We start from the raw sequence: 17,774 nt of genomic DNA, 5'->3' as shown, positions 1-17,774 counted from the left end.
CGCTCGCGGCGGGTGCTCGTCACAAGCTGTTCAGCGGCACCTTGAGGAAGCGCTTGCCGCTCTTGTCCGGCTGCGGCAGCTCGCCGGCCTTCATGTTCACCTGCAGCGAGGGGATGATCAGCCTGGGCATGGCGAGCGTCGCATCGCGCGCCTCGCGCATCGCGACGAACTCGTCCTCGCCGATGCCGTCGCGGACATGGATGTTGTGCTCATGCTGCTCGGCGACCGTCGTCTCCCAACGGATCTCGCGGCCGTTCGGGCCATAGTCATGGCACATGAACAGGCGGGTCTGCGGCGGCAGCGCCAGCACCCGCTGGATCGAGCGGTAGAGCGTGCGTGCATCGCCGCCCGGAAAGTCCGCCCGGGCCGAGCCGCCGTCCGGCATGAACAGCGTATCGCCGACCAGGGCGGCATCGCCGATCACATGGGTCATGCAGGCCGGGGTATGGCCGGGTGTATGCATGACGAAGGCCTTCATGCCACCGATCATGTAGCTGTCGCCGTCGGCGAAGAGGTGGTCGAACTGGCTGCCGTCGCGCTGGAACGCGGTGCCCTCGTTGAAGATCTTGCCGAAGGTCTCCTGGACGACGGTGATGCGCTCGCCGATGCCGATCTTGCCGCCGAGCTTGCCCTGGATATAGGGCGCGCCGGAGAGGTGGTCGGCATGGACATGGGTCTCGATCAGCCATTCGACCGCGAGGTCGTGTTCACGGACGTAAGCGATGATCTTGTCGGCTGAATCATAGGTGATCCGGCCGGAGGCATAGTCGATATCCATCACCGAATCGACGATGGCGCAGACGTTCGAGCCGGGGTCCTTGACGACATAGCTGACCGTGTTCGTCTGCCCGTCGAAGAAGGCGGTGATCTCGGGCTTGGTCGACAGGTCGACCGGGTGCGGGATTGCGGTCATGACTTTCTCCTCAGCTCCGGCCTTGCTCGGCCGGTTGAGCGGAAGCGACGGTGACTGCGGCGAGGCGGCGAGCGAGGGCCATGCCGGCGAGCATCGCTGCGAGGAAGGTCAGCGCCGGCACGCCGCCGGTCAGCGCCGCGACCAGGGCCGGGCCGGGGCAGAAACCGGCGAGCCCCCAGCCGATGCCGAACAGGACGGCGCCAGTGACCAGTCTCGCATCCGGTCGGCTGACACTCGGCAGGACGAAGCGTTCCGCGAGCAGCGGGCGCTCACGTGCTAAGGTCAGCCTATAGCCAAGCATGGTGACGGCGATGCCGCCTGCCATGACGAAGAGCAGGCTGGCGTCCCAGCGCCCGGTCGGGATGGCGGCGAGGTCGAGGAAATTCAGCACCTTGGCCGGGTTCGACATGCCGGCGAGGATCAACCCGAGGCCGAAGATCAGGCCGATGGCGAACTGGACGAGGATCGACATGGCCGGCCTCACAGCAGGTGCCGAACGACGAAGACGGTCGCGATCGCACTCGCCATGAAGGTCGCGACGGCGATCAGCGAGCGCAACGACAGGCGCGACAGGCCGCAAATGCCGTGGCCGGAGGTGCAGCCATTGCCCCAGACCGAGCCGAAGCCGACAAGCAGGCCGGCGATCACGAGAACCGGGATCGTCGCGGCGATCTGCGGAACCGGCCAAGCCGAACCCGCAGCATAGACGATGAGCGGTGCGAGCACGAGACCGGCGACGAAGGCGAGGCGACCGCCAGTCTCGCCGTCCGCCTCCGGCGGCAAGAGGCGCGAGAGGATGCCGCTGATGCCGGCGATCCGGCCCCGGAACAGCATCAGCAGTGCCGCCGCCAGGCCGATCATGCCGCCGCCGACGAACGAGGCGGCCGGTGTGAAGGCGGTTTCGATCATCTCAGTGCCATTGCAACGAGCAGGTCCCGATTGACCGGGCTCTCCATTGTGATTATTACATTGCATATCTGATATATATAGAAAATATTATATGTCAATCACAACCCTTCAGCCCGCTGAAGCGCAGGCTACTCCCCCGATCGACGAGGCGGCCGCCCTTCTCACCGCCATGGCGAACCCACGCCGACTCGCCATCCTCTGCCGGCTCGTCGAGGGCGAGGCGGGAGCTCTCGAGCTCGCCGAGGTCACCGGGTTGAGCCCGGCTGGCGTCGCTTCGCATCTGGCGCAGTTGCGCCGGCTCGGGCTGATCGCCGCGCAACGGCGCGGCATCGCGGTCTTCTTCTCGCTGGCGAGCGCAGAGGCGAAGGCCGTGCTGGAGACGCTGCACGCGCTTTATTGCGCGCCGGTGCAGACCCTCAGCTGCGCTGCCACAGCCCCCTGATCGAGCCTTCCACCAGGAAGGCGATGCCGATGCGCGCGCCGACCATCATGCCGGCGATCGCCAGCGGCCAGGACAGCGCCAGCATCGAGCCGGCGGAGATGCCCTGCCCGATGGTGCAGCCGCCGGCGAGCACGCCGCCGCCGCCCATCAGCACGGCGCCGAGCAAATGGCGGCGCATTTCGCGATCGTCGTCGAAGGCTTCCCAGCGGAATTCGCGGTCATAGAGCGCCGACAGGAATGAGCCGAGCGTGACGCCAGCAAGCGTGCCGATGCCGAATTCGAGCAGCGCCAAGGGCACGCTCAGCACCGCATAGAGCGCCCGGCCGACCGGCGAGACGAAGGTCAGGCTCTGCGCCCGCGGCACGGTGTCGAAGGCATCGACAGCGACGCCGGTCACCCACCAGCCGGCGACCACAGCGAGGCCGAGCGTCGCCCCAGCGAGCAGCAATCGTGGCGAACGCCGCAGCCGCGGGTCGATGACGACGATGGCGATCAGGGCGAGTGCGCCGGCAGCGGTGATCAGGACACGTGCAGCCGGGGCGCCGAGATAGGTCAGGATGCCGGCGAGATCGCCCTTGAGGCCGCCGGGCAGCGGCCAGTAGACCTTCTCCAGCACCTCGATCCGGATCGGCGCGAACATGCCGCGCAGCGTCGCATAGGCGACCGCGCCGAACACCATCATCACGATCAGGCTGCGCAGATCGCCGGAGCCGAGCCGGATCAGCGAACCGAAGCCGCAGGTGCCGACCAGCGCCATGCCGAGGCCGAACAACGTGCTACCAACGATGATCGACAGCCAGGGCAGGGCCGGCTGGACATAGGTGGAATTGGCGGGATCGAGCAGATGCAGCCCGATCAGCGCCTGCGTGCCGATCAGCGCGATCGCCAGCGCAAGGCCGAAGACCCTGAGGCGACGGGTGTCGCCGCCCATCCAGGCATCCTCGACTGCACCGAAGGAACAGAGCCTCGCGCGACGGACGGTGAAACCGCAGGCGGTGCCCACAGCGACGCCCGCCAGTGCCGCGCCCCAGGCCGGCAGCTCGATCATGGCAGGCGCCGATACGAGCGATCGTTGCTCACGATCTTCCGGCTTCGGGTCCGGGCGGATTGCAGAAGATGTCGTAGATCACGGCGATGACGCGCCGGACATCGTCGCTGGCGAGACTGTAATAGATCGCCTTGCCGTCGCGGCGGGTGGTGACGAGCTGGTCGAGGCGCAGGCGCGCGAGCTGCTGCGAGACCATGGGCTGGCGCAGCGAGAGCAGGTTCTCGAGCTCGGTCACCGTGCGCTCGCGCTCGGCCAGCAGGCACAGCAGCAGCAAGCGGTTCTCATGCGAGAGGGCTTTCAGGAAATCGCTGGCCTTGCGGGCCTTGCGCATCAGCTGGTCGAGCTCGGGCGAGAACTCGGCGCCGTCGCGCAGTTCGGTTTCGAGCGCTTTCGAGACGATGGCGGTCATTGGGTCTGTGCGCCTGATCGTTGAACCTGGTTAGGTGACTCAATGACAGCAACGAGCCGCCCGAGCAAACCCCAGAACATGTCGTCGTTGAGATAGCCGGTGATGCGGCCGGCCTCCCGGCCGTCGTCCAACAGCACGAAGGTGGGCGTGGCGATCACCGGCTCACGAAGCCCTTCGTCATGCATGCCGCCGGCCGGCAGTTCGACCCGCCGCAGCGGCGCGGCCCTGCCTTCGGGCGTCTTCGCGTAGACTGGCGCGACCTCGCGCTCGAAGCGCAGGCAGAAGGGGCAGGCATTGCGCGTGTACATGACGAGCTCGGCGGCCAAGGCCGGCAGCGGCAACAATACCGACAACGTGAACGCTGCCGCGAGCCTCGCGCGATATCTGCCGCTTGCAATCATCCTCGGAACATAGTCGTATTCATATGTTTATACCAGAGCCCGTAATGGCCCGGTGCGGAGGCGACGCCATGATCTCACGACGCAGCCTGCTGGCGAGCTCGCTGGTGGCCATGGCGACAGCACCGGCCCTGGCCAAGGCGCGGCTCGGCGAGGACGGGCTCTACCAGGAGGACTGGTATCTCGAAAGCTTTCTCGACCTTGCCGAGGACCTCACCGGCGCGAGCCAAAACGGCAAGCGCTTCGCGGTCCTCTGGGGGCTGCGCAACTGCCCGGCCTGCCGGCGCATGCACGAGGTCCATCTCGCCGACCCAGCGATCGAAAGCTATATCCGCAGCAATTTCGCGGTGCTGCATCTCAATATCCTCGGCGCGCGCGAAGTCACCGATTTCGATGGCAGCAAGCTGACCGAGAAGGCACTCGCGAAGCATTACGGCATCGAGGGCACGCCAGCGATCCAGTTCTTTCCTCCCAGCGCAACCGGGCTGGCAGCGAAGGCTCCGAAGAATCGCGAGGTCGCGCGCATGGCCTCGCTCCCCGATCCGCAAGCCTTCATCGCGCAGTTCCGCGCCGTCCGGAACGGCGTGTGAACCGACCGGCCTGACACGGTCTCAGTCGGCGACCCCGAACGCGTTCCTGACGGCATAGAGTTCGGCGGCGAAATCGGAGACCAGGCGCGAGTTTACGCCGTCGGGTGGGCGCAGCAGCAAGGCCCGGAAATGAACGGCGGGCTCGAACGGGCGGACCGCGATGTCGCCGATCATGCGATCGGCGATGATGAACGGATTGACGAGGCCAAGGCCGAGGCCCTGGGCGGCCAGGATCGCGATGGTGACGCCATAGGGGGTCTCCACGAGGATCCGCGGCTGGACGCCATGCTCGGCAAAGATGCGGTCCATCGCCAGGCGGACCGTGTCCTCCGGCGCGAGCGCGAGGAAGCCTTCTCCTTCGATATCGGGCGGCGTGATCACCGTGCGGCTCGCCAGCCGATGACCCTTCGGCATGACGCAGACGGCACGCGGCGTGGTGAAGACGCTGTGCAGCACGCCGGTGGTGTCGACCTCGTCGGCGGCGAGCCCGATGTCGAAGCTGCCGGAGGCGACGAGGTCGCGCACGACATGCGAGGTGCGGACCTGATAGCTGATCCGTGCCTGCGGATGCTTGCGCGAGAACGAGGCGATGGCGCGCGGAACCAGGCCATGCCCCAGCGCCGACAGGCTGGCAACGCGGATCGTGCCGGCGCCGACTTCCCTGATCTGGGCGGCACGCAGCTTGAGGCGGTCGAGGCCGACCAGATTGGCCTTCACCTCGGCGTGGAAGAGCTGGCCTTCGCGGGTCGGCACCAGTCGCCCCCGGATCCGGTCGAACAGGCTGAAGCCGAGCTCGGCTTCGAGCTTGGCGAGCGAGCGGCTGATGGCCGGCTGGGAGGTGTCGAGCAGCGCCGCTGCGGCGCCGGCCCCGCCGCTGAGCATGATCGCGTTGAAGACGTCGATGTCGCGCAGGTTCATCGGCAACTCATATCAAAATCGGATCAACTCTATCGTTGTGGCCATAGATGGCAATGGATCAGCCGGCTAGTTGTCGGCCATGGCCCGATCCGACGACACCTCCCACATCCACCCGCCCGAGCGCTCTCGCGAGCCTTTCCGAGCGGTCGCGATGCCTGTCGAGCGCGCTTCGACGGTCGTCTTCGATGATCTCGGAGCGTTCGAGCGGCGCATCGATCGCGTCTATGACGGCTTCAGTTACGGGCTCTACGGAACGCCGACGAGCCGCCAGCTCGAGGATCACATCGCGCAGCTGGAAGGCGGGGCGAGGGCGCTGGTCGTGCCTTCCGGCATGGCAGCGCTGGCGCTGGCGACGATGGCGGTGTGCCGCAGCGGCGACAAGGTGCTGGTGCCCGAGACGCTGTATGGCCCGGCCCGCGACATGATCTTCAGTTTCCTCGGCCCGCTGGGGGTCGAGGCGATCTGCTATGATCCGCGTCTCGATGCAGGGATTGCCAGCCTGTTCGACGACAGGACGCGGCTGGTCTGGGTGGAGTCACCAGGCTCGGCGACCTTCGAGGTCCAGGACGTGCCTGCGATCGTCGCTGCGGCCCATAAGGTTGGCGCGCTGGTCGCGGCCGACAACACCTGGGCTTCACATCTGCTGTTCAAGCCGCTGGCGCATGGCGTCGACATCAGCATGCAGGCCTTGTCGAAGCACGCCGGTGGCCATGGCGATCTGCTGATGGGCTCACTCGCCGTGCGCGACGACGCCCTGTTCCGGCGGCTCAAGGATGTGGCGCGCTTCCTCGGCTACGGCGTCTCGCCGGAGGATTGCGCCTTGTGCGAACGCGGCCTGATGACCATGCCGGTCCGCATGCGCCATGCCGCCAATACGGCGCTCGGCGTGATGTCATGGCTCTCCGGCCGCCCTGAAGTCGCGCGCATCCTTCACCCATGTCTGCCGGAGCATCCCGGCCATGACATCTGGCAGCGCGACTTCGCCGGGTCTGCTGCCGTGTTCGCGTTCGTGCTGCGGCCCGAGCTCGCCTCGCTGCAGGCACAGGCTCTGCGCCGGATGCAGCTGTTCCGGCTCGGCGCGAGCTGGGGCGGTGTGCATTCGCTGGTTGCGGTCAGCGATCCGCGCAAGGGCCGGACAAGTCTCGACTGGCTGCCGAGAGGGCCGGTCTGGCGCCTCTCGATCGGCCTCGAGGCGCTCGACGACCTCATCGCCGATCTTGCCCAGGCCTTCGCGGTCTTTGCGGAAGCGGAAGGACTTCAGGCGGAACCGGCCAGCAGCCGGGCCGCGGAATGACAACGACCAACTTCAAACAGGGGAGAAGATGACGATGACGGGATTGAGGATCATGGCAGGCGCGGCCTTCGCCGTCGCAGGCCTCGCTATGGGCATCGGCGCTGCCGCTGCGCAGAGCACGGTGAGCAAGATCAAGCAGCGCGGTTATCTCAGCTGCGGCGCGAGCCAGGGCGTGCCCGGCCTCTCGCGTCCCGACGAGAACGGCTACTATCGCGGCTTCGATTCCGATATCTGCCGGACCTTCGCGGCCGCCATCCTCGGCGACAAGGACAAGATCCGCTTCGTGCCGCTCAATGCCGGCCAGCGTTTCCCGGCGCTGCAGACCGGCGAGATCGACGTGCTCTCGCGCACCTCGACCATCACCTTCTCGCGCGACACCGTGGTCCGTTTCGTCTGGATCACGCTCTACGACACCGACGGCCTGCTGGTGCGCAAGGCCGACAAGATCACCGATCCCAAGCAGCTCGCCGGCAAGACCGTCTGCCTGCAGGGCGGCGGCAGCCTGACCGAGAAGGCGATCGAGGAGACCGAGGAAGAGCACGGGATCACGATGAAGAAGGTCTATTTCGACTCGACGGTCCAGGCCCGCGACGCCTTCTTCGGCGGTCGTTGCGATTCCTATGTCACCGACGGCACGGCGGCGGCAGGGCAGCGAGCCTCGGTCGCGAAGAATCCGGACGACTACGACATCATCAAGGTCGGCCATGCGGCGGAACCGAACGGCGTCGCGGTGGCGCGCGGCGACGAGCAGCTCTTCGATCTCACGCGCTGGACGGTCAACGCCCTGCTCTGGGCCGAGCTCCACGGCATCACCGCCAAGAACATCGACGAGAAGCTGAAGACGGGGACGAGCGAGATCAAGCGCGTCCTCGGCCAGGAGCCGGGCTTCGGCAAGCCGCTCGGGCTCGATGACAAGTGGGCCTACAACGTCATCAAGCAGATGGGGAACTATGCCGAGATCTGGGACAATAATCTCGGCAAGAACAGCCCCCTCAAAGTCGATCGCGGCCTGAACGCGCTCTGGAAGGATGGCGGACTGAACTATCCGTTCCCCTTCGACTAGGCGCCGCCGGGGAGCGCGCGAGCGCTCCCCCTTCAATCACCGTGTTGGAACTGGGAGGACGGCATGCTCAGCGATGCCAGGACGAGATCGATCGTCATCCAATGCACGCTGGTGGCGGCCGTCGCGGGAGCGGCGACGCTTCTGGTCAGCAACACCTTCGCGAACCTGCAGGCGCGCGGCATCCCGATCGGATTCGACTTCCTGGCGATGCCGTCGCGGATCGTCATCTCCGAGGCGATCCTCTCCTATAAATCACGCGATCCCTATTACTGGGCGATCGTCGTCGGTTTCGCGAACACGATCTTCATCTCGGCGCTCGTCATCGCCTTCTCGTCGGTTCTCGGCCTGATCGTCGGCGTCACCCGACTGAGCAGCAATCCGCTCGCCGCCGGCACCTGCCGCGTCTGGGTCGAGATCGCGCGCAATTCGCCGCCGATCGTGCTGCTGATCTTCCTCTATTCGCTGTGGTGGAAGGTGCTTCCGCCGGTCGGGGAGGCGCTCAACCCGCTCCCGGGTGTCTTTGCCTCGATGCGCGGCTTCGTCGTTCCCGCCATCAGGTTCGAGATCGACAGCGCGGCTGTCGGGCTGATCCTTGCCGCATTGCTGGTCGGCGTCGTCGCCTGGCGGGCAGGCGCGCTTCAGCGCTTCCGGAGCGGAATGGCATGGGGCGCGGCCGCCCTGCTGCTGCTCGGTCTCTGGTCGGCGGATCTCGCGCTCTCGGTCGATTGGCCGGTCTTCACCGGTTCGAACTTCCGCGGCGGTCTGGAACTGACGCCGGAACTGAGCACGATCCTGATCGGCCTGACCATCTACACCACCGGCTTCATCGCCGAGATCGTCCGCGGCGGCGTCCTGTCGGTCGGCAGCGGGCAATGGGATGCCGGCCGCTCGCTCGGCCTGTCGCAGGCCAGGATCCTGCGCCTGATCGTCGTTCCGCAAATGCTGCGGGTGATCGTGCCGCCGCTCAACAGCCAGTACATCAACGTCGTCAAGAATTCGACGCTGGCGATCGCCGTCGGTTATCCGGATTTCCTTGCGGTAATGAACACGATCATCAGCAAATCCAGCCATTCGATCGAAGGCGTCTTCATCATCCTGGGCGTCTATCTTGCCCTTAACCTGACCCTGTCGAGTGTTGCCAACTGGTACAACCGCCGCATCGCGATCGTGGAGCGCTGAAGCCGTGAAGACGATATCGCTCCCTCTCCCCGAGACTCCGGTGCCGGCGCGCGCCTGGCCTGCGCCGCTGCTGGCTTCCCTGCGCGGGAGCGGCAAGCTGCTGTTCGGTTCGCCACTGAACGCAGCCCTGACCCTGGTCTTCGGCGCATTGCTCGTGATCACAGTGCCGCCCATGCTGCGCTGGCTCGTGCTCGATGCGGTCCTGTTCAACCCGGACCCCGCGGCCTGCCGCGCGGCCTCAGGCGCCTGCTGGAGCTTCATCTATGCCAAATCGGGGCAGCTCCTGTTCGGCATCTATCCGGTCGACGAGCGCTGGCGGCCGGCTCTGGTCTGCCTGTCGATCCTGGCGTTGCTCGGCTGGTCGGTCCGGCCGGCGAGCTGGACGCCGCGGCTGGTCTGGCTGTGGGCTGTGGCGCTCGCGCTGATCGTCTGGCTGATGGGTGGTGGCCTCGGGCTCGAGGAGGTGCCGACCTCGGCCTGGGGCGGCCTGCCGGTGACGCTGATCCTCACCGTCGTCGCGATCGGGATCGCCTTTCCGGTCGGCATCCTCTTGGCGCTGGCGCGTCGCTCCACCATGCCTGTGGTCAGGATCGGGGCGGTGGTCACGATCGAGTCGGTGCGCGGCCTGCCGCTGCTCTCGATCCTCTTCGTCGCCTCGATCATGCTGCCGCTGTTCCTGCCGGAGGCGCTACTGCCCGACAAGTTCGTGCGCGCCCTCGTCGCCCTGACGATTTTCGCGGCCGCCTACCTCGCCGAAGTCATCCGCGGCGGGCTGCAGGCGATCCCGAAGGGGCAATATGAAGCAGCCGCGGCGCTCGGCCTGCCGTTCTGGCGGACGCAGTATCTCGTCATCCTGCCGCAGGCGATCAGGGTGGTGATCCCGGCTCTGGCCAACACCATCATCGTGATGATCAAGAACACCAGCCTGGTGCTCGTGGTCGGGCTGTTCGATCTGATCAGCTCGGGCAAGGCGGCGCTGGCCGATCCGGCCTGGCCGTCGCCCGCGGCCGAAACCTTCCTGTTCATCGGCGCGATCTTCTTTTCCCTGTCCTTTTCGTTCGCCCGTTTCGCCGACTTTCTCGAGCGGCGCGGTCCGGCCTCTCGCTAGGAGACGACATCATGACACCGGCTCTGGCTCCCGCGGCCCTGAAGCAGACGGCGCTGAACACGGCGACGGCGGTCGAGATGATCGCGGTCAACAAGTGGTATGGCGAGTTCCACGTGCTGCGCGACATCAATCTGAAGGTGTCGCGCGGCGAGAAGCTCGTGATCTGCGGTCCGTCCGGCTCGGGCAAGTCGACGATGATCCGCTGCATCAACCGGCTGGAGGAGCACCAGAAGGGCCAGATCATCGTCGACGGCACCGAGCTCACCAACGACCTCAAGAAGATCGACGAGATCCGCCGCGATGTCGGCATGGTCTTCCAGCACTTCAACCTGTTCCCGCATCTGACGATCCTGGAGAACCTGACGCTGGCGCCGATCTGGGTTCGCAAGATGCCCAAGAAGGACGCCGAGGAGATCGCGATGCACTATCTCAAGCGCGTCAAGATCCCCGAACAGGCGGCCAAGTACCCGGGCCAGCTCTCGGGCGGCCAGCAGCAGCGCGTCGCCATCGCCCGCTCGCTGTGCATGAGCCCGAAGATCATGCTGTTCGACGAGCCGACCTCGGCGCTCGACCCGGAAATGGTCAAGGAGGTGCTCGACACCATGGTCTCGCTCGCCGACGAGGGCATGACTATGCTCTGCGTCACCCACGAGATGGGGTTTGCCCGCCAGGTCGCCGACCGCGTCATCTTCATGGACGCCGGCCAGATCGTCGAGATGAACGAGCCCAACGAGTTCTTCAAGAACCCCCAGCACGAGCGCACAAAGCTCTTCCTCTCCCAGATCCTGCACTGAGCGGGAGCCCATTGCAGGAGCGGATTCAGCAGATCGATGCCGATCGAAAAGGCGCTTGACCTTGCCATGGTGGGAAGGTGCAGGTTGCAGCAATCGTCACTTGAAGGACATTGCAGCCATGTGCTCCTGCCAGCAGCATTCGACCACGGCCTCGGCCACGACGCAGGCCCCTGGCGGGGCGATCAGCTTTCGCGTCGAGGACATGACCTGCGGCCACTGCGCCGGCACGATCAAGCAGGCGATCGAAAGCCGGTTTCCAGGCACAGCAGTGACGGCGGATCCGGGTTCGAAGCTGGTCAGTGTGCGCGGCAGCGCCGATTTTGCGGCGATCAGCTCGGCCGTGACCGCTGCCGGCTATACGCCCGGCGCAGAGCTCGTCGGCCAGTTCCAGTAGTCGGAGCAAGCCTCGCGCGGGAGCCGTTGCCACTTTCTCGCAGCACGCTCCAGGCGGCCGGCGTGAACGCGTCGGCCGCTATCGCGTTGGCAAATGAGCGGGCGAGATAGCGAGGCCGCATCCATGACAGAGAACCATCGTCATGCCGGTCATCACCACCATGACCATACGCAGCATCACGGCCACCCGGATGCGTCGAGGCCTGTGGTGAAGGACCCGGTTTGCGGCATGGTGGTCGATCCCGTGACGGCGAAGCATCGAGCCTCCCATGCTGGACAGGCCTACGCCTTCTGCTCCGCCGGCTGCCACGACAAGTTCGTGGCGAATCCGACGGTCTATGTCGCGGACGATCCTGCGCGATCCGTTTCGAAGCCCGTCTCCGAGGGCGCGATCTACACCTGTCCGATGCATCCCGAAATCCGCCAGCCGGAGCCGGGCAATTGCCCGATCTGCGGCATGGCGCTGGAGCCCGAGATCGCGAGCGCCGAGCAGGGGCCGAGCGCCGAGCTGATCGACATGACGCGCCGGTTCTGGGTCGGACTCGTCCTCGCCGCGCCGGTCTTCCTGCTCGAGATGGGCGGTCATCTTGTCGACCTGCATATGTGGATCGGCCAGCAGGCCTCGAACTGGGTCCAGCTCGTGCTGGCGACGCCGGTCGTGCTCTGGGCCGGCTGGCCGTTCTTCCAGCGGGCCTGGGCCTCCCTCGTCAACCGCAGCCTGAACATGTTCACGCTGATCGCGATGGGCACCGGCGTCGCCTGGCTCTACAGCGTGATCGCGGCAGTCGTGCCCGGCCTGTTCCCGCCGGTGTTCCGCGCCGGCGACGGTTCGGTCGCGGTCTATTTCGAGGCGGCCGCGGTGATCACCGTGCTGGTCCTGCTCGGGCAGGTGCTCGAATTGCGGGCGCGCGAGCAGACCGGTGGCGCGATCCGTGCCTTGCTCGATCTGGTACCGAAGACGGCCCTGCGGGTACGGGACGACGGCACCGACGAGGATATCGGCCTCGACGCCGTCCATGTCGGCGATCGCCTGCGCGTCCGGCCTGGCGAGACCGTGCCGGTCGACGGCGAGTTGCTCGAAGGCCGCAGCTCGATCGACGAGTCGATGGTCACCGGCGAATCGATGCCGGTCACCAAAGAGGTCGGCGCCGCGGTGATCGGCGGCACGCTCAACCGCACCGGCGGCTTCATCATGCGCGCCGGCAAGGTCGGTAGCGACACCATGCTCGCCCGCATCGTCGGCATGGTCGCCGAGGCGCAGCGCTCGCGGGCGCCCATCCAGCGCCTGGCCGACCAGGTCTCCGGTTGGTTCGTTCCGCTGGTGATCGTCATCGCCATCGCTGCCTTCGCCGCCTGGATGGCGTTCGGACCGGAGCCGCGCTTTGCCCACGGGCTCGTCGCTGCGGTCGCCGTGCTGATCATCGCCTGCCCCTGCGCGCTCGGCCTGGCGACGCCGATGTCGATCATGGTTGGCGTCGGACGTGGCGCTCGTCTCGGCGTGCTGATCAAGAATGCCGAGGCGCTGGAGCGTTTCGAGAAGGTCGACACATTGGTCGTCGACAAGACCGGCACTCTGACCGAGGGCAAGCCCAAGCTGACTGCCCTCAAGCCGGTCGACGGCTTCGACGAGGACGAACTGCTGCGGCTCGCAGCCTCATTGGAGCGAGCCAGCGAGCATCCCCTTGCCGCTGCGATCGTCGACGAGGCGAAGGAGCGCGGCCTCACCTTGGCCGAGGCGCTGGATTTCGACAGCCCCGTCGGTAAGGGCGTGACCGGCATAGTGGATGGCCGGCGGCTGGTGATCGGCAGTCATCGGATCATGGCCGAGGCCGGTGTCGATCTCGATGCCCTGGTGAGCGAAGCGGAGATGCTGCGGGCCGAAGGCGGCACCGTGATCTTCGTCGCCGTCGACGGCCGCGTCGCCGGGCTGCTGGCGATCGCCGACCCGGTCAAGCCGACCACGCGGGCGGCGATCGAGGCGCTCAAGGCAGCCGGCATCCGTGTGGTCATGTTGACAGGTGACAACCGGACCACCGCGCAGGCGGTGGCGCGCCAGCTCGGCATCGACGAGGTCGAGGCCGAGGTCCCGCCCGAGGACAAGAGCGCGGTGGTGAACAGGCTGCGCGCGCAAGGCCGGGTCGTCGCGATGGCCGGCGACGGCGTCAACGACGCGCCGGCGCTCGCGGCGGCCGATGTCGGCATCGCCATGGGAACGGGCACCGATGTCGCGATCGAGAGCGCCGGCGTGACCCTGCTCAAGGGCGACCTGCAGGGCATCATGCGGGCGCTCCAGCTCAGCCGGGCGACGATGCGCAACATCCGGCAGAATCTGTTTTTCGCCTTCATCTACAACGCCGCGGGGGTGCCGGTGGCGGCGGGCGTGCTCTATCCGCTGTTCGGGCTCCTTCTGTCGCCGATCATCGCGGCGGCGGCGATGGCGCTGTCATCGGTGAGCGTGATCGGCAATGCGCTGCGCCTGCGTAGGGTCTCGCTCGACTGACGGCAACCGCGACGGAACCCACGACAAGGAGATCATCATGACGAATGAATTCACCCTCTCCCGCCGCGTGCTGCTGTTCGGCGCCGCCGCATTCGGGTTGTCACGTCCTGCCGGCGCCGCCGAGACGCTGCCGAAGATGGTCGTGACGCGCGATCCGAACTGCGGCTGCTGCGGCAACTGGGTCAAGCATGTGCGAGCGGCCGGCTTCCCGGTCGAGGTGATCGAGGTTCCGGACGTCACGCCGCTCAAGCTCAGGCTCGGCGTGCCCGACGCACTGGCCTCCTGCCATACTGCCGAGATCGGCGGCTATGTGCTGGAGGGCCATGTCCCGGCCGAGGCGATCAAGCGGCTACTCGCCGAACGCCCGAAAGTGACGGGCCTCGCTGTCGCCGGCATGCCTGTCGGCTCGCCCGGCATGGAAGTGCCGGGGCAGGCGCCCGATAGCTATGACGTCGTCGTTTTCTCCACCGGCCGGCAGAACGTATTTGCGCGCTATCGGGGGCTGCAGCAGATCTGACGGGCAGGACAGCCAGCCTGTCACCGAAAGGTCAGGCCGGCTCCGCTAATGGGCATGCATGCCTCGAAAATACATTTGTGTCATAAAACATTCATTTGTATGGTCCACGGCAAAACCGCTGCCCCGCACTGGACGGAGGCGGCCCGCATCCCCTTCGCGGGAGGCGTGCTCGGAGGGACCATATGCGCCGGATCGTGCAAATCTCGGACACTCATCTCAGTCCGACCAAGCCGCATTTTGCCGGCAACTGGCAGCCGCTCACGGCCTGGCTGGCGGCGCGGAAGCCCGATCTCGTCATCCATACCGGCGATGTGACCGTCGATGGCGCCGATGTCGACGAGGATTTCAGCTATTGCAGCGGCCTGCTGACGGCTCTCGGCGTGCCGGTGCTGAGCGTCCCCGGCAACCACGATGTCGGCGAGGCCCATCATCCGCACCAGCCGGTCGACGCGCCGCGCCTGTCGCGCTGGCGCGAGCATCTCGGGGCGGATTTCTGGGTCCATGACGTCGAGGGCTGGCGGTTGATCGGCCTCAACTCGATGCTGTTCGGCAGCGACGAGGCCGACGAGGCGCGCCAGCTCGGCTGGCTGGAAGAGCAGATCGCCGAAGCCGATGGCCGCCGCCTCGGCTGGTTCCTGCACCGGCCACTCTTCATCGAGGCCCCCGACGAAGGCGACAAGGGCTATTGGAGCGTGCCGCCGAAGCCGCGGGCGCAGCTGCTCGATCTCGTCCGCCAGCACGGGGTCGCCTTCGTCGCCAGCGGCCATCTGCACCGGGCCCATGACTTTGAGGTCGACGGCACGCGCTACATCTGGGGGCCGTCCTCCGGCTTCGTCGTCGGCCCCGAGCTGCAGCCCGGCATGGCCGGCACGACGACGCTCGGCGCCGTGACCTACGATTTCGACGGCAGGGACTATGCCGCAGCGATCCACGAGATCAGCACCCTCCAGACACTCTGGATCGATGACGTGATCCACGAGGTCTACCCGCCGCGCGCCGCCTGAGACGGCGCCCCGCCGCGATCCGACGACGTCAACCGCAAGACGCCCTCAGGGCCCCGCACAGAAAGGCGAGCGACGTGGCAACGGTCACCCTGTCCTCCATCGCCAAGTCCTTCGGCCAGACCCGCGTGCTCGGCGGCGTTGACCTCGACATCGCCGATGGCGAGTTCCTGACCCTGGTCGGCCCGTCCGGCTGCGGCAAGTCGACCCTGATCCGCATCATTGCCGGGCTGGAGCATCAGGATGGCGGCGCGGTCGCGATCGGCGGCCAGCCGGTCGACCATTTGCGCCCGCATGAGCGGCGCGTGGCGATGGTGTTCCAGTCCTATGCGCTCTACCCGCATATGAGCGTGCGCCAGAACATTGCACTGCCGCTGACGATGTCGCGCTTGAAGCTCTGGCAGCGCTTGCCGCTGCTGCGCGCACTCTCCGGCCAGCGACGCGCGGTGATGCGCGGGATCGAGGCCGATGTCGCGGCGGCCGCGGCCCAGCTCCAGCTCGACCATCTGCTCGATCGCAAGCCGGCTCAATTGTCGGGCGGCCAGCGCCAGCGCGTCGCGCTCGGCCGTGCCATGGTTCGCCATCCCGACGTCTTCCTGATGGACGAGCCACTGTCGAATCTCGACGCCAAATTGCGCGTGCATATGCGCACCGAGCTGGCCGAATTGCACAAGCGGCTGGGTGCGACCTTCATCTACGTCACGCATGACCAGGTCGAGGCGATGACGATGTCCGATCGCGTCGCGATGATGGATTCCGGCACGATCCTGCAGCTCGGCACGCCCTCCCAGCTCTATGAGAAGCCGGCCTCGCTCAAGGTCGCGCAGTTCATCGGCAGCCCGGCGATCAACCTGCTGCCGGCCAGCGTTGGCGCGGGCGGCCGGCTCGAGCTCTTCGGCCGGCCGATGGCGCTCGCGGTGCAGCAGGCGCCAGGGCAAGCCGTGACGCTCGGCGTACGCTCGGAAGCGCTCTCGCTCGTCCATGGCGAGCCCGGCGGGACAGGTCGCGCCTGGTTCTCGGCCCGTCTGCGGCGCAAGGAGAATCTCGGCTCCGAATACATCCTGCATTTCGATCTCGCCGGGCGGGATCTGCCGAGCGTGACGATGCGCACCAGCCCGGCCCAGGCCGCCGGTGTCGCCGAGGCTGCCGAGGTGACGCTCGGTTTCGACGAGGCCGCCTGCCATCTCTTCGCCGCCGATGGCGAGCGCATCGAGCCGCGTGGGCCGGGCGTCGCGACCGCCTCCGTCGTGCCGCTGAGGGCCTGAGCATGACGCTCGCGCTCGACATGCCCGCACAACTCGCGCCCAGCCGACGCCGCCGGCTCTGGATCGAGCGCGTCACCGGCCTCGGCTTCGCCGCGCCCGCGTTGGTGCTGTTGCTGCTGACGATCCTGGCGCCGCTCGCCGTGCTCGTGGTGCTCAGCCTGACCAATTACGAGTTCGGCGGCGTCGACCTCGACTTCGTCGGGCTCGCCAATTTCCAGAAGGCACTGGCCGACCCGATCATCCGCCGCTCGCTGCTGAACACCCTGATCTACGTGGCGATCATGGTGCCGGGCGGCGTCTTCGGCGCCTTGCTGATCGCCATCCTGATCCATCGGCGGACGCGCTCGCGCTCGCTCTACGAGGTCATCTACTTCCTGCCGGTGACCTCGACGCTGATCGCGATGGCGACGGTCTGGCAGTTCCTGCTGCATCCCTCGCTCGGCCCGGTCAACGGCCTCTTGAAATGGCTCGGCTTTGCGCCCGTCGCCTTTCTCAGCGAGCCTTCGACCGCGCTGGCGACGCTGGCCGTGATCGGCATCTGGCAGATCCTCGGCTTCAACATGATCCTGTTCCTGGCCGGGCTGACAGCGATCCCGCGCGATCTCTACGAAGCCGCCGATATCGATGGCTGCTCGGGCGGCATCGATCGCTTCCTGACCATCACCTGGCCGCTGCTCGGCCCGACGACGATGTTCGTGGTGATCACGACGATGATCACCGCCTTCAAGATCTTCGACACGGTGGCGGTGATGACGCGCGGCGGCCCGGTCGGCTCGACCGAGGTGCTGCTCTACAATATCTATCTGGAGGGCTTTCAGTATTTCCACACCGGCTATGCCGCGGCGCTGACCTTCATCTTCCTCGCCTTCATCCTCGTCTTCTCGGCCGTGCAGACCTTCGCTCTCGACAAGAAGGTGCACTACTGATGCCGGCTCCAGCCCCTTCCGTCGCTACGGTCTCTCCCGCGCATTCGGTAGCGCGGCGCTTCCTCTCGCTCGTGCTGATCCATGGCGTGCTGATCGCCGGGGCGCTG

Annotated in this window: 20 protein-coding genes; 13 read left to right on the top strand and 7 right to left on the bottom strand. The window is 66.7% G+C overall.

All coding sequences use genetic code 11. The annotated features are described in order from the left end of the window. Positions 1-19: 19 nt before the first annotated feature. The 3 genes from ACWIGM_RS07780 to ACWIGM_RS07770 are packed head-to-tail and all read right to left on the bottom strand — an operon-like array spanning position 20 to position 1,822. The gene (locus ACWIGM_RS07780; protein ID WP_454025314.1) at positions 20-913 is read right to left on the bottom strand and encodes an MBL fold metallo-hydrolase; all 894 of its coding nucleotides are present in this window, start codon (positions 911-913) and stop codon (positions 20-22) included. 10 nt (positions 914-923) lie between these two features. After that, positions 924-1,385, bottom strand: coding sequence for a DUF6691 family protein (locus tag ACWIGM_RS07775; RefSeq protein ID WP_454025313.1), 462 nt, complete (start codon positions 1,383-1,385; stop codon positions 924-926). 8 nt (positions 1,386-1,393) lie between these two features. Further along, positions 1,394-1,822, bottom strand: a complete 429-nt coding sequence (locus ACWIGM_RS07770; RefSeq protein ID WP_454025312.1) for a YeeE/YedE family protein — start codon at positions 1,820-1,822, stop codon at positions 1,394-1,396. 91 nt (positions 1,823-1,913) lie between these two features. Between ACWIGM_RS07770 and ACWIGM_RS07765 the strand changes: the two genes are divergently transcribed. After that, positions 1,914-2,264, top strand: coding sequence for an ArsR/SmtB family transcription factor (locus ACWIGM_RS07765; protein ID WP_454025311.1), 351 nt, complete (start codon positions 1,914-1,916; stop codon positions 2,262-2,264). Here the strand turns inward: ACWIGM_RS07765 and ACWIGM_RS07760 are convergent. From ACWIGM_RS07760 to ACWIGM_RS07750, 3 genes are read right to left on the bottom strand one after another with little or no spacing between them, the layout of a single operon-like run. Further along, entirely contained in the window at positions 2,239-3,312 is a 1,074-nt protein-coding gene (locus ACWIGM_RS07760; protein WP_454025310.1) for a YeeE/YedE family protein, read from the bottom strand. The genes ACWIGM_RS07765 and ACWIGM_RS07760 overlap by 26 nt on opposite strands. A gap of 28 nt (positions 3,313-3,340) precedes the next feature. Then, positions 3,341-3,721, bottom strand: a complete 381-nt coding sequence (locus ACWIGM_RS07755) for a metalloregulator ArsR/SmtB family transcription factor (RefSeq protein WP_454025309.1) — start codon at positions 3,719-3,721, stop codon at positions 3,341-3,343. Further along, entirely contained in the window at positions 3,718-4,122 is a 405-nt protein-coding gene (locus tag ACWIGM_RS07750) for a thioredoxin fold domain-containing protein (protein WP_454025308.1), read from the bottom strand. Before ACWIGM_RS07750 ends, ACWIGM_RS07755 begins: the two co-directional genes overlap by 4 nt. 68 nt (positions 4,123-4,190) lie before the next feature. Between ACWIGM_RS07750 and ACWIGM_RS07745 the strand changes: the two genes are divergently transcribed. Continuing rightward, positions 4,191-4,709: a thioredoxin family protein gene (locus ACWIGM_RS07745; protein ID WP_454025307.1), complete on the top strand. Its 519-nt coding sequence runs from the start codon at positions 4,191-4,193 to the stop codon at positions 4,707-4,709. Between the two features lie 21 nt (positions 4,710-4,730). Here the strand turns inward: ACWIGM_RS07745 and ACWIGM_RS07740 are convergent, their stop codons facing one another. Then, positions 4,731-5,627, bottom strand: coding sequence for a LysR substrate-binding domain-containing protein (locus ACWIGM_RS07740; protein WP_454025306.1), 897 nt, complete (start codon positions 5,625-5,627; stop codon positions 4,731-4,733). A gap of 79 nt (positions 5,628-5,706) precedes the next feature. Here ACWIGM_RS07740 and ACWIGM_RS07735 point away from each other — a divergent pair, with 79 nt between their 5' ends. The 11 genes from ACWIGM_RS07735 (at position 5,707) to ACWIGM_RS07685 (ending at position 17,667) form a co-directional block, all read left to right on the top strand. Next, entirely contained in the window at positions 5,707-6,921 is a 1,215-nt protein-coding gene (locus ACWIGM_RS07735; RefSeq protein WP_454025305.1) for a trans-sulfuration enzyme family protein, read from the top strand. Between the two features lie 34 nt (positions 6,922-6,955). Continuing rightward, a complete protein-coding gene (locus ACWIGM_RS07730; RefSeq protein ID WP_454025304.1) occupies positions 6,956-7,984 on the top strand; it encodes a transporter substrate-binding domain-containing protein in 1,029 nt (342 codons plus the stop codon). A 63-nt stretch (positions 7,985-8,047) separates the two neighbouring features. Then, on the top strand, positions 8,048-9,163 hold the full coding sequence (locus ACWIGM_RS07725) for an amino acid ABC transporter permease (RefSeq protein WP_454025303.1): 1,116 nt from the start codon (positions 8,048-8,050) through the stop codon (positions 9,161-9,163). A 4-nt stretch (positions 9,164-9,167) separates the two neighbouring features. Beyond that, positions 9,168-10,271, top strand: a complete 1,104-nt coding sequence (locus ACWIGM_RS07720) for an amino acid ABC transporter permease (RefSeq protein WP_454025302.1) — start codon at positions 9,168-9,170, stop codon at positions 10,269-10,271. 11 nt (positions 10,272-10,282) lie between these two features. Further along, positions 10,283-11,065: an amino acid ABC transporter ATP-binding protein gene (locus tag ACWIGM_RS07715; RefSeq protein ID WP_454025301.1), complete on the top strand. Its 783-nt coding sequence runs from the start codon at positions 10,283-10,285 to the stop codon at positions 11,063-11,065. A 118-nt stretch (positions 11,066-11,183) separates the two neighbouring features. Further along, positions 11,184-11,459, top strand: coding sequence for a heavy-metal-associated domain-containing protein (locus tag ACWIGM_RS07710; RefSeq protein ID WP_454025300.1), 276 nt, complete (start codon positions 11,184-11,186; stop codon positions 11,457-11,459). Positions 11,460-11,582: 123 nt separating this feature from the next. Next, on the top strand, positions 11,583-13,958 hold the full coding sequence (locus ACWIGM_RS07705) for a heavy metal translocating P-type ATPase (RefSeq protein ID WP_454025299.1): 2,376 nt from the start codon (positions 11,583-11,585) through the stop codon (positions 13,956-13,958). 37 nt (positions 13,959-13,995) lie between these two features. Continuing rightward, positions 13,996-14,475, top strand: coding sequence for a DUF411 domain-containing protein (locus ACWIGM_RS07700; protein WP_454025298.1), 480 nt, complete (start codon positions 13,996-13,998; stop codon positions 14,473-14,475). Positions 14,476-14,657: 182 nt separating this feature from the next. After that, complete coding sequence (locus ACWIGM_RS07695) at positions 14,658-15,479, top strand: metallophosphoesterase family protein (RefSeq protein WP_454025297.1); 822 nt, start codon at positions 14,658-14,660, stop codon at positions 15,477-15,479. Positions 15,480-15,553: 74 nt separating this feature from the next. Then, the gene (locus ACWIGM_RS07690) at positions 15,554-16,741 is read left to right on the top strand and encodes an ABC transporter ATP-binding protein (RefSeq protein WP_454025296.1); all 1,188 of its coding nucleotides are present in this window, start codon (positions 15,554-15,556) and stop codon (positions 16,739-16,741) included. A 2-nt stretch (positions 16,742-16,743) separates the two neighbouring features. Continuing rightward, positions 16,744-17,667: a carbohydrate ABC transporter permease gene (locus tag ACWIGM_RS07685; RefSeq protein ID WP_454025295.1), complete on the top strand. Its 924-nt coding sequence runs from the start codon at positions 16,744-16,746 to the stop codon at positions 17,665-17,667. Positions 17,668-17,774 lie beyond the last annotated feature (107 nt).

This window comes from Allobosea sp. NPDC055332, from assembly GCF_053645455.1.
This window is presented reverse-complemented; position numbering and strand designations above follow the sequence as displayed.